This is a genomic window from Cellulosimicrobium sp. NPDC057127 (genome assembly GCF_042670945.1).
GTDB lineage: Bacteria > Actinomycetota > Actinomycetes > Actinomycetales > Cellulomonadaceae > Cellulosimicrobium.
Genome location: NZ_JBHUUP010000023.1, coordinates 18,389 through 32,535, shown reverse-complemented (window position 1 = coordinate 32,535; position 14,147 = coordinate 18,389). Strand labels below are relative to the sequence as shown.

Genomic DNA, 14,147 nt, shown 5'->3' with positions numbered 1-14,147 from the left:
GCACCTGCGAGGGTGCCGGGCCGTCGTGCGTCCCGCGCCGCTGCGCCCGCGGGTCCCGCGGCGCCCCGGCTACGACCCCGGTGCGCGACCGGACCGCTCGACGCGGTAGCCGTCCGCCCGCAGCCGCGCGAGGAGCTCCTCGCAGTGCTCCTGGCCCTTCGTCTCGACCTGCATGCGCACCCACGCCTCGCCGATGCCCAGGCCCACGTCCGTGCGGTCGTGGTGGATGTGCATGACGTTGCCGCGCAGCGTCGAGATGACGTCGAGCAGACCGGCGAGCGCGCCGGGGCGGTCGTCGAGCAGCACCTGGAGCTGGATGTACCGGCCCGCGGCGGCGAGACCGTGGCGCACGACGCGCAGCAGCACGAGGGGGTCGACGTTCCCCCCGGACAGCACGACGACGACCGGTCCCTCGAGCGGTCGCGGCGCACCGGACGGCGGCGCCGTCGCGGCGGTGTCGAGCGCGCGCGACGTGGCGAGCAGCGCCGCGACGCCCGCGGCCCCGGCGGGCTCGACGAGGAGCTTCGCCCGCTCGGCGACCATGAGCAGCGAACGGGAGATGTCGTCCTCGCTCACGGTGCGCACCTCGACCCCGTGGCGGCGCAGAATCTCGAACGGCACGACGCCCGGCGTCCCGACGGCGATCCCGTCGGCCATGGTGGCGGCCGCCCGCGACGTCGTCGGTTCGCCCGCCGCCAGCGACGCCGGGTAGGCCGCGGCGCGCTCGGCCTGCACCCCGACGACGCGCACGTGCGGCGCCGCCTCGGCGAACGTCGCGGCGAGGCCGGCGACGAGGCCACCGCCACCCAGCGGGGCGACGACCGTCCGGACCTGCGGCACCTGCTCGAGGATCTCGAGGGCGAGTGTGCCCTGGCCGGCGACGACGTCGGGGTGGTCGAACGGGTGCACGCCCACCGCCCCGGTGCGTGCGGCCTCCGCCCGGGCGGCGGCGAGCGTCTCGTCGACGTCCTCGCCCACGAGGCGCACCTCGGCGCCGTACTGGCGCGTGGCGGCGACCTTCGGCAGCGCCGCGTCGACCGGCATGTAGACGACCGCACGGATGCCGAGGAGCCCCGCGGCCAGCGCCACGCCCTGGGCGTGGTTGCCGGCGCTCGCCGCGACGACTCCGCGCGCCCTCTCCTCGGCCGAGAGCCGCGCCATGCGCACGTACGCCCCGCGCACCTTGAACGAGCCGGCCCGCTGGAGGTTCTCGCACTTGAGCAGCACCTCGACGCCCGCGGCCTCGCTGATGGCGCGCGACGACTGCACGAGCGTCACCGTGGCGACGCCGTCGAGCAGCCGGGCCGCGTCCCGGACGTCGGCGAGCGTCACCGAGGCGGCGGGACCGCCGTCGGTCACGGCTCGACGTCCTCTCCCGGTGCGCCGCCCGGGCCGGTCGCGCGCCGGGCCGACGTGCTGTCGCGCCACCGGTAGCGGCGGCGCAGCACGGGCTCTGCCAGGTCGTCCTCCGCGGCCTCCACCACCGGTGGCTGAGGGCTCCCGCGCACGACGACGCGGTCGTCCGTCCCGAGCTCGGGGAACTTGTCGTGCCCGTGCAGGTACAGCACGACCGTGTTGAGCACCGCGGCGATGGGCACGGCGAAGAGCGCGCCGACGATCCCTGCGGCGAAGCTGCCGGCGGCGACGACGAGGATGACGGCGACGGGGTGCAGCGACACGGCGTGGCCCATGAGGAACGGCTGCAGGACGTGCCCCTCGATCTGCTGGACGAGGAGCACGATCGCGAGCATGATCAGCGCCTGCGCCCAGCCCTGCGCGACGAGCACGACGAGCACCGCGATGGAGCCGGTGACGATCGCGCCGACGATCGGGATGAACGAGCCGACGAACACGAGGATCCCGAGCGGGAGCGCCAGGCTGGGCACGAAGAACGCCGCGCCGACGCCGATGCCGACCGCGTCCACGGCGGCGACGAGGATCTGCGTGCGCGTGTACGCGGACAGGGTGATGACGCCGCGCCGGCCCGCCTGGTGCACGCGGTCACGGGCGCGCAGCGGCAGGACGCCGACGACCCACGACCAGATCCGCTTGCCGTCGAGCAGGAAGAAGAACGTGCAGAACAGCGCGATGAGGGCGCCCGCGAGCACGTGCCCGATGGTCGTGGCCGCGCCGAGCGCGCCGGAGACGATGCTGTCCTGGTTCTCCGTGAGCGCCGACTGCGCCTGGTCGAGGTACGAGCGCAGCGTCACCGAGTCGACGTTGAGCGGTCCCTGCGAGAGCCAGCCGGTGAACTGCTCGAAGCCCTGGACGGCCTGGTCGCGCAGGTCCTGGAAGCCGCCGACGATCGAGCGTCCGGCGACGGTGACGAGGCCCGCCACGACGGCGACCAGGCCGATGAGCGAGAGCCCCGTCGCCCACCCGCGCGACATCCGCAGCCGCCGCTGGAGGACGCGCTGCACGGGCGTGAGCAGCACCGTGAGCAGCAGCGCGACGGCGACCGGCACGACGATGACCTTGAGCTGCACGACGAGCCAGCCGCCCGCCGCGATCGCACCGCCGATGAGCAGGAGCCGCCACGACCACGACGCCGCGGACTTCACCGACTCGGGGACCGTGCCCCCACCGGGTGCCGCGGGTGGGATCGGGGCCGGTTCGTCGTGCGGGTCGGTCTGCGCGGTCACGACCTCACCCTAGGGGAGCGCAGGTCGGGCGTCAGGACAGCGCGCGGTCGAGGTCCGCGAGCAGGTCGTCGACGTCCTCGATGCCGACGGACAGGCGCACGAGGTCGTCGGGGACCTCGAGCGCGGACCCGGCGACGGACGCGTGCGTCATGCGCCCCGGGTGCTCGACGAGCGACTCCACCCCGCCGAGCGACTCGGCGAGCGTGAACACGCGCGTGCGCGAGCACACCTCGAGGGCCTTCTCCTCGCTGCCGGTGCGGAACGACACCATGCCGCCGAACCCGCTCATCTGCCGGGCGGCGGTCTCGTGGCCGGGGTGCGACGCCAGACCGGGGTAGATCACCTGCGTCACCGCGGGGTGCTCGTCGAGGAACGCCGCGACGGCGGCGGCGTTCGCCTGGTGGCGGTCCATGCGCACCGCGAGGGTCTTGAGCCCGCGCAGCGTGAGCCAGGCGTCGAAGGGGCCCGCGACGGCGCCCGAGGAGTTCTGGTGGAAGCCGACGGCACCGGCCACGTCCGTGCCGCCTGCGGGCGACTCGAGACCGCCCGGGAGCTGCGCGCCCGTCGCGACGACGAGCGCGCCGCCGACGACGTCGCTGTGCCCGCCGACGTACTTCGTCGTCGAGTGCACGACGACGTCCGCGCCGAGCGCGAGCGGCTGCTGCAGGTAGGGCGTGGCGAACGTGTTGTCGACGACGAGCAGCGCGCCGGCTTCTCGAGCGAGCGCCCCAAGCTCTCGGATGTCGCTGATCCCGAGCAGCGGGTTCGTCGGCGTCTCGACCCACACGACCTTCGTCGTCCCCGGGCGCACCGCGGCGCGCACCCCGTCCAGGTTCGCGACGTCGGTCATGTCGACCGGCGTGTGCTCGACGCCCCACGGGCCGAAGACCCGGTGGACGAGCCGATACGTGCCGCCGTACGCGTCGCCGGGGAACACGACGTGGTCGCCGGGCCGCAGGACCGCGCGCAGCAGGGTGTCCTCCGCGGCGAGGCCCGACGCGAAGGCGAACCCGCGCGCGGGTGGCGACCCGTCCGCCGTCGGGCGCAGTCCCCCGGACTCAGCGGCGGCGAGGGCCTCCTCGAGCGCGGTGCGGGTGGGGTTGGCCGAGCGCGAGTACTCGTATCCGCCGCGCAGGCCGCCCACGCCGTCCTGCTTGTAGGTCGAGACCTGGTGGATGGGCGGCACGACGGCGCCCGTCGTCGGGTCCGGGTCCTGCCCCGCGTGGATGGCGCGCGTGGAGAAGCCGGTGGTCGTCCAGTCGGGGTGCTCGCTGCTCACCCGGCCAGCGTACGTGCCGGCCCCGCGGCGGTCGTCGGGTCTGGTGAGGGTGGCTGCCCTCGGGTGGCGACGCCCCGCAGCCGGGGGCACGGTGGGTGACCCAGGGCACGGACGGAGGCGGCGGTGAGGATCGATCTCGAGGGCAGGACGGCGCTGGTCACGGGTTCGGCGCAGGGCATCGGCCTCGCGATCGCGCGCGCCCTCGCGGAGTGCGGGGCGAGCGTCGTGGTCAACGGCCGGTCCGCCGAGACGTCCCGGCGCGCGGCCGAGGACGTGCGCGCGCACGCGCCCGGGGCGGAGGTCACCGGCGTCGCCGCCGACCTCGCCACGGACGACGGCGCGACGACGATGCTGGACGCGGTGCCCGACGTCGACGTGCTGGTCAACAACCTCGGGATCTTCGCGAGCCAGGACCCGCTGGAGATCGACGACGACACGTGGCGCCGGTACCTCGAGGTGAACGTGCTCGCGGGCGTGCGGCTCACGCGCGCGTACCTGCCGGGGATGATGGAGCGCGGCTGGGGCCGGGTGCAGTTCATCGGCAGCGACTCGGCGGTCGCGATCCCCACGGAGATGATCCACTACGGGGTCACCAAGACGGCCCTGCTGGGCGTCTCGCGCGGGTTCGCGAAGGCGGCCGCCGGGACGGGCGTGACGGTCAACAGCGTGCTCGCCGGGCCGACGCACACGGGTGGGGTCGAGACGTTCGCGCGCGAGCTCGTGGGCGACGACCTGCCGTGGGACGAGACGCAGCGGGTGTTCATGCGCGAGCACCGGCCGCAGTCGCTGCTGCAGCGGCTCATCGAGCCCGAGGAGATCGCCCACATGGTGGCCTACCTGGCGTCCCCGCTCGCGTCCGCGACCACGGGCGCCGCGGTGCGCGTCGACGGCGGGTACGTCGACGCGATCGTGCCGTAGGGCGGCCGGTCCGTCACCCGGGGCGCCACCGAGGCCGGAACACCTCGTGCGCGCCGGGCGTTCACCCTGGTGCCGGACGATGCGTCGTGGGCACGGGTCCCCGAGATCCTCCGTACCGCCCCCGTCGACCGGCACCTTTCAGGAGGTAAGCGATGAACTCGATCTTCGACGCCCTGTTCGGCGGCTCCGCCAAGACCACCATGGTCGCGCCGGAGGACACGCTGCCGGGCCGCCAGTCCCCCGTCCTGCAGAACCCCGCCCCGCACACCGTGCTCGGCACGTCGATCACCGGCCCGTGGCCGGAGGGCACGCGCGTGCTCTACCTCGCGATGGGCTGCTTCTGGGGCGCGGAGGAGATCTACTGGCAGGTCCCGGGCGTGGTGAGCACCGCCGTCGGCTACATGGGCGGCACGACGCCGAACCCCACCTACGAGGAGGCGTGCTCCGCCCGCACGGGCCACACGGAGACCGCGCTCGTGGCGTACGACCCGGAGAAGGTCACCGAGGCCGAGCTGCTCAAGATCTTCTGGGAGCGGCACGACCCGACGCAGGGCTACCGCCAGGGCAACGACGTCGGCACGCAGTACCGGTCCGCCGTGTACTGGACGACGCCCGAGCAGGAGAAGGCCGTCCGCGAGACGGCCGAGCGGTACGGCCAGGTGCTCGCCGCGAAGGGCTACGACCCGATCACGACGGAGATGAAGCCCGCCGCCGAGGCCGGCCCGTTCTACTACGCCGAGGACTACCACCAGCAGTACCTCGACAAGAACCCGAACGGCTACCGCTGCCACGCGACGACGGGCGTGCCGTTCCCCGACGCCGCCTGACCTGCGCGGCCGGCCTGCCTGACGCGGTGGCTCAGGCGGGCCGGCCGTCGCGCGGGCCGAAGACGCGGAGTGCCTCGGCGTCGCTCGCGGCCGACCGCAGGAAGTACTCGGCCCACTCCGCGACGTCCGGGTAGTCGCTGCCCGCGACGACCGCGGCGACCGCGGCGTCGACGTCGACCTCCGTGTGCCGCAGCGACACCTGCCCGTCGCGCAGGAGCGCCCACGACCCGCCGGGCCGGCCGTACGGCATGCCGACGCTGCCGGGGTTGACGACGAGCCGCCGGTCGACGAGCCGCACGAACGGCATGTGCGTGTGCCCGCACACGACCGTCCGGACGTCGGGGTCGAGGTCCGCGAGCACCTCGGCCCACCGGCCGAGCGAGGAGTCGACGAGCACGACCTCCTCGTCGTCGCGCGGCGTGCCGTGGCACAGGACCGCTCGGCCGAACCCGCGCACCGAGATCTCGGCGGGGTGCGGCAGCCCGGCGAGGAGCTCGACCTGGTCCGGTCGCAGCTGCGCCGCGGCCCACGGCACGACCGGGTCGGGCACGTGGCCCGCACCGTCGCGCGCCCAGGCCACGAGCTCGCGGTCCGCGTTGCCGCGCACGAGCAGCGCCCGGTCACCGAGGCTCGCGAGCCGGTCCAGCACCTCGACGGGCTGCGGCCCCGCCGCGTGGTCGCCGGTGACCACGACGAGGTCCGCCGCGCGCACGTCGGGCTCCGCGAGCACCGCGTCGAGCACCGGCAGGACGCCGTGCACGTCCGACAGCACCGCGACCGTCCCGACGTCGGCCACGACCCCGCCGGTGCCGGTACCCGCTCCCCCGTGACCGCCCGTGCCCACGTGCACCACCCCCGCGACCACCGTCGCACGCGCGGCGCGCCGCGGCCACGTCCGGGCCGTCCGTTCCGCTCGGAGCGTCGCGACGTGGCACGGTGTGCGGGTGACGTCCTCCCCCGCCGCCGGTCCGCCGTCCGCCGTGCCCGACGCCGCGCTCCCGCCCTGGGCCGTCGGCTCGCCCGCGCGGCTGCTCGCCGCGGCCCTCGTCGCCGGCTCCGCGGTGCTGCTCTTCGCGGTGCACGTGCGGCCGCTCGGCTACGTGCCGCTCGTCGTCGGGGTGGCCCTCGGGTGGGCGGTCGACCGCGTGCTCGGCCGCGACCTCGCGCTGATCGGCCTCGGCATGGCGATCATCTCGGCGATCTCGCTCGAGGCCGACCTGTCCGACGCCGGGATGCTCCGCTTCGCCGTCGCGCTGTCGCTGGCGGTGCTCGTGCCGTGGGCGCTGTCGCGCTTCGCGTACCGCGACCGGACGATCACGTTCCCCGTGGCGACGGGCCGGCGGTGGTCACGCGGCCAGATCGTCTACCTCGCCGTGGTCGTCGTCGCCGGGTACCTGATCCTGCCGTTCTACTTCATCGGGTCGGGGGCGTACCGCAACTGGCCCGAGGTCACGGGCGGTGAGGAGATCGCCCGGCTGTTCGTCGGGGTGAACGCGGTCGGGATCTGGGACGAGCTGTTCTTCGTGTGCGTCGTGTTCGCCCTGCTGCGCAAGCACTTCGGGCTCTGGACGGCGAACGTGCTGCAGGCGACGGTGTTCGTCTCGTTCCTGTGGGAGCTCGGGTACCGCGAGTGGGGCCCGCTGCTGACGATCCCGTTCGCCCTGGTCCAGGGGTGGATCTTCTCGTGGTCGAAGTCGTTCACCTACGTGGTCGCGGTGCACCTGCTGTTCGACCTCGTCGTGTTCGGCGTGCTCGTGCACGCGCACCACCCCGAGCTGTTCGACGTGTTCGTCACCGCGCCGCGATGAGCCGGGGCTCCTAGCCTGGCCCCATGGAGCAGGCCGCGCGGCGTGCGCAGGCTCGCGGCGAGGCGCGCGGGCTCGACCGCGTGCTCGCGTTCGCCGACGCCGTCGTGGCGATCGCCATCACGCTCGTCGTGCTCCCCGTCGTCGACCGGGCGCTCGACGCCGGCTCGGCGCGGGAGTTCTTCGCCGACAGCTGGACGACGCTCGCGCCGGCCGCGATCAGCTTCGTCGTCATCGCGCTCTTCTGGCGCGTGCACCACTGGCTCTTCCTGCCCGCGACGGGCTACTCCGCCACCGTGCTCCAGCTCGAGATGCTGTGGCTCGCGTCGATCGTCGCGCTGCCCGTCGCGACGGTGCTGGACTTCACGTCCGGCGGCGGCGACCGGCTGGCGCTCGGCGTCTACATCGGGATCATGCTGGTCACCTCTCTGGCGCTGCGCGCCGAGCGGGCGGTACTCGTGCGCCAGGGCTTCCTCGACGACGACCCGACCGAGAGCGTGGTCGACCGCTGGATCGGCGCGGGACTGCTCGCCGCCGCGCTCGTGCTCGCCGTGCTGCTCCCCGGCGGCGGTGCGGCCTGGCTGCTCCTGCTGCTGCTCGAGGGCCCGGTCCGCGCGGCCGCCCACCGACGACGTCGGCGGGCGGCCGGCTGAGACCAGGGCTCGGGGGTGCTACCGGGTGGTCGCGTCGCTGTCGAGCGGCGGGACGTAGAAAGCGGTCGTCGCGGCGACGCGTGCCGCCACCGTGTCGGCGTCGAGGCCGTCGGACGCCGCGAGCGCCGCGCCCCACGCCTCGCTGCTGGCCGTGTTGAACGCCCGTACCGCGGGGTCCGTCGCGAGGGTCTCGGGATCGATCGCGCCCTCGACCCCGGCGAGGTGCAGACCGAGCCCCAGGAGGGCGCCGTCCCAGCCGACGCCCACCGCGCCGGGACCGAACTGGTCCCACATCTCCGGCGGCACGACGGCGGTGTGCTCGAGCGTCAGCCGGGTGCCGTCGTCCGCGGGCTCGAGCCGGACGTCGACGACCGACGAGTCCTCGGGACCCTCCGGGCCCATGACCCACGTGACCTGCAGGTGCCGCGGCGCGTCGCACACGCGGATCTCGCCGCCCGCGTTGCCCTCGAGCTGGTAGGTGCCGCCCGCGCGCAGCTCCCCGCTCACGGGCAGGAACCAGCGCGGGATGCGCTCGGGGCTCGTGACGGCGTCCCACACGTCGTCGACGGCGGCGGAGTACGTCCGCGACAGCGTCACGACGCGCGCCTCCCCCGCGGGGAGGTTCCCGTACCCGACCGTGCGCTGCACGGCCTCCAGCTCGGCGATGAGGTCCTTCATCCTGTCCTCCGTCCTGACCACCCCTGGTCGGTGGTCGGCTCCTCGGTGACCGGCGGCTCGTCGCCGCCTCCGGCTGCCGCCCGGCCGGGTGCGGTGCGCTGCCCGGCGCGACGCCGCTCCCGGGCGCCGCGCGCGAGCTCCGTCCCGAGCGCGTCGAGCCGCTGCTCCCAGAACCGCCGGAGGCCGGCGGCCCAGTCCTCGACCTCCCCGAGCGGCGCGGGGTCGAGCGCGTAGAGGCGGCGGGTGCCCTCCGCCCGCACGGTGGTGAACCCGTGGGTCCTCAGCACCTTGAGGTGCTGGGACACCGCGGGCTGGCTGATGCCGAACTCCGCGCCGACGTCCGCGGCGATCTCCCCCGCAGCCCGCTCGCCCCTTGCGAGCAGCTCGAGGATCCGCCGCCGGACGGGGTCGCCGAGCACGTCGAACGCTTCCACAGTCCCCATCCTGGAGCCACGACTTATATAAGTCAAGAGCGATACGTGGCTCTAGCGATGCGTCACGGCGCGAGCGATGCGTCACGGCGCGAGCGATGCGTCCACGGACGCAGCGCTCGGGCGGGAACGCAGCGCTCGGGCAGGAGCGCGTCCGCCGGCCGACGTCCGAGCGCTCGACCCTTGCGGGCGCCGGACACCGGTGCAGGTCGGTCAGCGGCGTCGGCCTCGGCCTCGGGCGGCGCCTCCCTTGCCGCCGCGAGGCGTCCCGCGGCCCTGCGACCGTCCTCCCCCGGCGCCCTTGCCCGCGCCCCGGCCGGAGCGCGACGGCGTCCCCGCGCGGCGGCCGGCGGCCGTGCCGCCCTGCCCGGTCGAGCGCGCGGCACCCGCGCGACCGTCACCCGTCGCGGCGGTCGCGGTGGTCGCGGAGGCACGGCCGCGAGAGCTGTTGACCGTGCGGCCGCGCACGATCCCGACCATCTCCTCGACGAGGTCGTCGGCGGTCTCCGCGACCCACGCGAGCGCCACGGGCGCGATCGGCGCGCCGTCGAGCCGGCGGTGCACGACGTCCTTGCGGTGGTGCAGCCGCGCGAGCGACTGCGGCACGACGAGCACGCCGACGCCCGCGGCGACGAGCACGACCGCGTCGGCGGTGGTGGCGGGGCGCTCGACGGCGGGGCGGCCGGGCGGGGCCGGGGCGTCGTCCGCGGCACCCGGCGTGCCGGACCACGCGACGACGTCGTCGAGGGGCCGCAGCAGCACCTCGTCGGCCAGGTCGGAGAGTGCGACCGGCTCCTCGGGCTCGAGCGCCGCGAGCAGGTGGTCGCGCCCGACGAGGACGACGGGCGTCTCCTCGTACAGCGGGATGGCGGCGAGGACGTCGCGGTCCACCGGCAGGCGCAGGATCGCCGCGTCGGCCTCGCCGTCGCGCAGCACACGCGCGGCGTCGGCGGCCTCGGTCGCGACGAGCTCGAGCGGCACGTCGGGCAGGCGCTCGCGCCACGTGCGCACCCACTTCGCCGGGGTGGCGCCGGGGACGTACGCGAGGCGGAATCCCGGCGTCGCGCCCGGCCCGGCCTCGTCGTCTCCGGGCTCGTGCCGGGCCGGTCCCTGCTCGTCGTCCTCCACGGCCCCACCCTAGGCGCCGGGCGCACGACGCGCGGCGCCTGCCGTCGGCGCGGAGCGGCGCGCCGCGAGGACATACCCTGACCCCATGAGCCCCAAGCAGTCCGCGCAGTCGATGAAGCCCGCCACGGCGGCCAAGAAGCTCGGGGTGTACCTGCCCGCGACGCCCGAGGAGTTCCGGGCCGGCACCGTCACCCGCGCGGAGCTCGAGGAGCTCGAGAAGCACCCGCCGGAGTGGCTCAGCGACCTGCGCCGCAACGGGCCGCACCCACGACCGGTCGTCGCCGGGCGCCTGGGCGTCTCGATCTCGGGGCTCGCGCGCGGGGGCATCACGGAGCCGATGACCACGGAGCAGATCGACGAGCTGCGCCAGGACCCGCCGGAGTGGCTCGCGCGCGAGCGCGAGGTCCAGGCGAAGGTCCGCGCCGAGGAGGACCGGATCGCCGCGGAGCGCGCGAAGGCGCAGGCTCGCGAGCGCGCCAAGGACCACGCCCGGGACACGAAGGACACCAAGGACCGCACGAGGAGCTCGACGCAGGCCCCGCCGCAGGACGACGCGGAGGGCGGGCCGCAGGAGTCCTGAGCCCGGGAGGACGCCCCCGTCAGACGGGGTCGCCGGCGGCGCGGTCGGTGTGCCCGAGCGACAGGTCCGGCGCGACGGCGTCGCGCACGCGCCGCTTGAGGTCGGGGACCTCGGGGAACCCGCCGTCGGCCTTCCGGTCCCACAGGAGCACCGGGCCGTCGCCCGCGTCCAGCGTCACCCGGAAGACGCCGCCCGTGCCGGGCACGAGCGCGACCTCGCCCAGCCGCGTGCGGAACGTCTGCAGCAGCTCCTGCGCCACCCACGCCGCGCGCAGCAACCACCGGCACTGCGTGCAGTACTCCACGGCCACGCGCGCGGTCCCGCGCGATCCGGGGTCGGCGGCGGAGCCCTCGGGGGCGACGTCTGCACGCTCGGCGGGGTCTGGGGCGGGGGCGCCGTCGGTCATGCCGCCAGCCTAGGCGGACGGTGACGTGCCGCGACGCCCGGGCGGACGCCCGGCTCAGGCGCCCCGCTCGGCCGGGAGCCGGCCGTCCGCCACCGCCGCCGCCAGCCGTGCGTGGTCCTGCTCGACGACGTCCGCGTACGCGCGCGCCCACGCCGCCACGGCGTCCTCGAACGCGTCGGAGCGCCCCAGGTAGGCGTGCACGACGCGGGCCGCGGGCGACTGGCTGTGCGCGCGGGCGAGGACGCGGCCGCAGAAGCCGCCGTACCGCGCGAGCTGCACGGGCGTCAGCCGGTCCAGCTCGACGGACCCCTTCATGTCGCGGAACTGGCGCCAGTAGAAGTCGACGCGCCGCCCGGCGGGGCTCTCGTCGGCCTCGACGGTGGTCCACCCGAGGAACGGGTCGGAGTGCGCCTGGAGGATGCGCTGTGCGGCGACGACGCGGCGTCCCTGCGCGGGCACGTCGCCGGCCGGGACGAGGCCCGCGGGCAACGCGTCCGCCATCCCGCCGTACGTGGCCAGCACGGACGGCACGGCCTCCTTGACCTGGAGCACGAGCGGCTCACCCGCCGGCCCCTCGAGCAGCGCGATGTAGCAGCGCGTGCCGACGCTGCCGACGCCCACGACGCGCAGCACGTGGTCGACGAGCTCGAACTGCCCCAGGAGGAGGCGGACGTCCGCGCGCAGCGGCTCGCGGTAGCGCTCGAACAGCGTCGTCAGCTGCTCGGGCGTCGCGGTCTTCACGTGCTGGGTGACCGGCGGCTGGTCGACGATGCGCGTGCGGCCGTCCGCGGTGCGGGTCGTGATGCGGCGCACCACGTGCTCGGACGTGCGTCGCAGCGCACGGCGCAGGGTGCGCCGCAGCTCCTCGCGGCCGGCGTCCTCGAGCAGCGGCTCCACGGCCTCGATCTCGACCTGGAAGGCGAACCGCTCGACAGCGCCGAGGGACAGCAGCTCGTCGAGCCCGTCGCGGTAGCCGCGCACCGCGCGGCGCGCGGCATCGCCGCACTGCTCCTCCGTCATGCCCGCGTCGCGTCCCGCGACGTGCATGCTCGTGGCGAGGCGCTTGACGTCCCACTCCCAGGGGCCGTCCGCAGCCTCGTCGAAGTCGTTGAGGTCGAACACGACGCGCCGCTCGGGCGACGCGAACAGCCCGAAGTTCGCCACGTGGGCGTCCCCGCACGCCACCACGGTCGCCCCGGTGCGGGGCCCTGCGGCCAGGTCGGCGGCCATCGTCGCGGCGGTCCCCCGGTACCAGGCGAACGGCGACTCGAGCATGCGGCCCACGCGCAGCGGGACGAGCTCGTGGATCCGGTCCGCGTTCTGCTCGGCCACGACGGCGACGGGGTCGCGGTCGGGGAGCCGGAGCTCCGCGTGGCTGCGTCGCGGCGCGGTCTCCCGCAGCGCGCGACCGGCGGTACGCGACTCCGCGAGCGTCCTGGGGACGTCCATCGCCCCACCTCCTCGGGCCTGCTCGCAGGCTAGCGCCGCGGCCGCGGGAGCGCCCGGCGGTGGTGGTCGGGGAGACTGGTCCGGTGACCAGCACCCCCGCCGACCTCGCCGACCTCCTCGCTCGGCTCGAGACCGGCGACCCGGAGCCGCGGCGCGAGGACTCCCCCGTCGCCGTGGACGCGGCCGACCGGCTGCTCCTCGACGAGGCGGCACGGCACGTCGCCGACGTCCGGGCGGGCGAGGTCGCCGTCGTGGACGACCGCTACGGCGCGCTGACGCTCGGCGCCGCCGCTCTCGTCCGACGACCCGACGAGGCCGGGGGCGGTGCCGGCGTCACAGGCGGGACCGGGGACGTCGTCCGCGTGCACCAGGACGCGTGCACCGCGGCCGACGCGCTCGACGCGAACGCGGCGACGCTGGGCCTGACCGGCACGTACGCGCACCACAGCCTCGGGCCCGGCCTCCTCTCCGGCGCTCGCGTCGTGCTGCTGCGCCTGCCTCGCGGGCTCGCGGCCCTGCGCGACGTCGCGGAGCACGTCGCGCGCGAGGCGGACCCGGGCGTCGTCCTGCTCGCGGGCGGGCGCGTCAAGCACATGACGCCCGCGATGAACGACGTGCTCGCCGAGTCGTTCGGCCACGTGCGGGCGAGCCGCGGTCGCGGCAAGTCGCGGGTTCTCGTCGCCGCCGAGCCGCGCCAGGAGGCCGGCCCTCTGACGTATCCCGTCACGGCGGTGCTGCCCGACGTCGGGCTGACGGTCGTCGCCCACGGCGCCGCGTTCGCCGGGGCGGAGCTCGACCTCGGCACACGGTTCCTGCTGGAGCGTCTCGACGACGCGGACGCACCCGACCTCCCGCACGGGCTCGCGGCACCGGAGGACGTCGTCGACCTCGGCTGCGGGACGGGGCTGCTCGCGACGTGGGCGGCCCGGCGGTGGCCGGCGGCGCGCGTCGTCGCGACGGACCGGTCCGACGCCGCGGTGCGGTCCGCGCAGCGCACCGCGGCGGCCAACGGCACGGGCGACCGCGTGCAGGTGGTGCGCGACGACGCCGGCGCGTCGCTGCCGGACGCGAGCGCCGACCTCGTCCTGCTCAACCCGCCGTTCCACGAGGGAGCGGCCCTGCGGACGGGGACGGCGCACCGCCTGTTCGCGGCGGCGGGCCGCGTGCTGCGGCCCGGTGGCGAGCTGTGGTGCGTGTGGAACTCGCACCTGCGCTACCGGCCGGCGCTCGAGCGCGCCGTCGGCCCGACCGTCCAGGTCGGGCGCGACCGGCGCTTCACGGTGACCCGCAGCACGCGACGCTGATCCCCGCGGGTGTCTCCGCACGGGTGTCTCGGCCGGGAGTCCCGGCC

At 75.6% G+C, this 14,147-nt stretch carries 15 protein-coding genes; 6 read left to right on the top strand and 9 right to left on the bottom strand.

Annotated features, from left to right (window positions below):
* Nucleotides 1-69: 69 nt before the first annotated feature.
* Genes ilvA through ACFTZA_RS16405 form a run of 3 tightly spaced genes read right to left on the bottom strand, consistent with a single transcriptional unit; the run spans nucleotide 70 to nucleotide 3,921 of the window.
* The gene (gene ilvA, locus ACFTZA_RS16415; protein WP_378197327.1) at nucleotides 70-1,359 is read right to left on the bottom strand and encodes a threonine ammonia-lyase; all 1,290 of its coding nucleotides are present in this window, start codon (nucleotides 1,357-1,359) and stop codon (nucleotides 70-72) included.
* A complete protein-coding gene (locus ACFTZA_RS16410; RefSeq protein ID WP_378197324.1) occupies nucleotides 1,356-2,642 on the bottom strand; it encodes an AI-2E family transporter in 1,287 nt (428 codons plus the stop codon). The genes ilvA and ACFTZA_RS16410 overlap by 4 nt, the downstream gene beginning before the upstream one ends.
* Before the next feature lie 31 nt (nucleotides 2,643-2,673).
* Nucleotides 2,674-3,921, bottom strand: a complete 1,248-nt coding sequence (locus ACFTZA_RS16405) for a cystathionine gamma-synthase (RefSeq protein ID WP_378197321.1) — start codon at nucleotides 3,919-3,921, stop codon at nucleotides 2,674-2,676.
* Nucleotides 3,922-4,044: 123 nt separating this feature from the next.
* On the opposite strand from ACFTZA_RS16405, the gene ACFTZA_RS16400 reads away from it, so the two are divergent.
* Nucleotides 4,045-4,839, top strand: a complete 795-nt coding sequence (locus tag ACFTZA_RS16400; RefSeq protein ID WP_378197319.1) for an SDR family NAD(P)-dependent oxidoreductase — start codon at nucleotides 4,045-4,047, stop codon at nucleotides 4,837-4,839.
* A gap of 152 nt (nucleotides 4,840-4,991) precedes the next feature.
* The gene (gene msrA, locus ACFTZA_RS16395) at nucleotides 4,992-5,666 is read left to right on the top strand and encodes a peptide-methionine (S)-S-oxide reductase MsrA (RefSeq protein WP_378197316.1); all 675 of its coding nucleotides are present in this window, start codon (nucleotides 4,992-4,994) and stop codon (nucleotides 5,664-5,666) included.
* Between the two features lie 31 nt (nucleotides 5,667-5,697).
* Here the strand turns inward: msrA and ACFTZA_RS16390 are convergent, their stop codons facing one another.
* Nucleotides 5,698-6,510, bottom strand: a complete 813-nt coding sequence (locus tag ACFTZA_RS16390) for a metallophosphoesterase family protein (protein ID WP_378197313.1) — start codon at nucleotides 6,508-6,510, stop codon at nucleotides 5,698-5,700.
* Between the two features lie 136 nt (nucleotides 6,511-6,646).
* Between ACFTZA_RS16390 and ACFTZA_RS16385 the strand changes: the two genes are divergently transcribed.
* Nucleotides 6,647-7,474, top strand: a complete 828-nt coding sequence (locus tag ACFTZA_RS16385) for a type II CAAX prenyl endopeptidase Rce1 family protein (RefSeq protein ID WP_378197330.1) — start codon at nucleotides 6,647-6,649, stop codon at nucleotides 7,472-7,474.
* Between the two features lie 23 nt (nucleotides 7,475-7,497).
* Nucleotides 7,498-8,124, top strand: coding sequence for a TMEM175 family protein (locus tag ACFTZA_RS16380; RefSeq protein ID WP_378197310.1), 627 nt, complete (start codon nucleotides 7,498-7,500; stop codon nucleotides 8,122-8,124).
* Between the two features lie 18 nt (nucleotides 8,125-8,142).
* Here the strand turns inward: ACFTZA_RS16380 and ACFTZA_RS16375 are convergent, their stop codons facing one another.
* The 3 genes from ACFTZA_RS16375 to ACFTZA_RS16365 form a co-directional block, all read right to left on the bottom strand.
* Complete coding sequence (locus ACFTZA_RS16375; protein WP_378197307.1) at nucleotides 8,143-8,802, bottom strand: SRPBCC family protein; 660 nt, start codon at nucleotides 8,800-8,802, stop codon at nucleotides 8,143-8,145.
* Entirely contained in the window at nucleotides 8,799-9,236 is a 438-nt protein-coding gene (locus ACFTZA_RS16370) for an ArsR/SmtB family transcription factor (RefSeq protein WP_378197304.1), read from the bottom strand. Before ACFTZA_RS16370 ends, ACFTZA_RS16375 begins: the two co-directional genes overlap by 4 nt.
* A gap of 210 nt (nucleotides 9,237-9,446) precedes the next feature.
* The gene (locus ACFTZA_RS16365) at nucleotides 9,447-10,361 is read right to left on the bottom strand and encodes a substrate-binding domain-containing protein (protein ID WP_378197301.1); all 915 of its coding nucleotides are present in this window, start codon (nucleotides 10,359-10,361) and stop codon (nucleotides 9,447-9,449) included.
* Between the two features lie 85 nt (nucleotides 10,362-10,446).
* Between ACFTZA_RS16365 and ACFTZA_RS16360 the strand changes: the two genes are divergently transcribed.
* On the top strand, nucleotides 10,447-10,941 hold the full coding sequence (locus ACFTZA_RS16360; protein ID WP_378197298.1) for a DUF5997 family protein: 495 nt from the start codon (nucleotides 10,447-10,449) through the stop codon (nucleotides 10,939-10,941).
* Nucleotides 10,942-10,960: 19 nt separating this feature from the next.
* On the opposite strand, the gene ACFTZA_RS16355 is transcribed toward ACFTZA_RS16360, so the two are convergent.
* Together ACFTZA_RS16355 and ACFTZA_RS16350 are read right to left on the bottom strand one after the other, a co-directional pair.
* Nucleotides 10,961-11,347: a SelT/SelW/SelH family protein gene (locus ACFTZA_RS16355; protein WP_378197295.1), complete on the bottom strand. Its 387-nt coding sequence runs from the start codon at nucleotides 11,345-11,347 to the stop codon at nucleotides 10,961-10,963.
* Nucleotides 11,348-11,401: 54 nt separating this feature from the next.
* Nucleotides 11,402-12,796 carry a DUF2252 domain-containing protein gene (locus tag ACFTZA_RS16350; protein ID WP_378197293.1) on the bottom strand — a complete coding sequence of 465 codons (1,395 nt, stop codon included), beginning with the start codon at nucleotides 12,794-12,796 and terminating at the stop codon, nucleotides 11,402-11,404.
* Nucleotides 12,797-12,879: 83 nt separating this feature from the next.
* Here ACFTZA_RS16350 and ACFTZA_RS16345 point away from each other — a divergent pair, with 83 nt between their 5' ends.
* Nucleotides 12,880-14,100 carry a class I SAM-dependent methyltransferase gene (locus tag ACFTZA_RS16345; RefSeq protein ID WP_378197290.1) on the top strand — a complete coding sequence of 407 codons (1,221 nt, stop codon included), beginning with the start codon at nucleotides 12,880-12,882 and terminating at the stop codon, nucleotides 14,098-14,100.
* Nucleotides 14,101-14,147 lie beyond the last annotated feature (47 nt).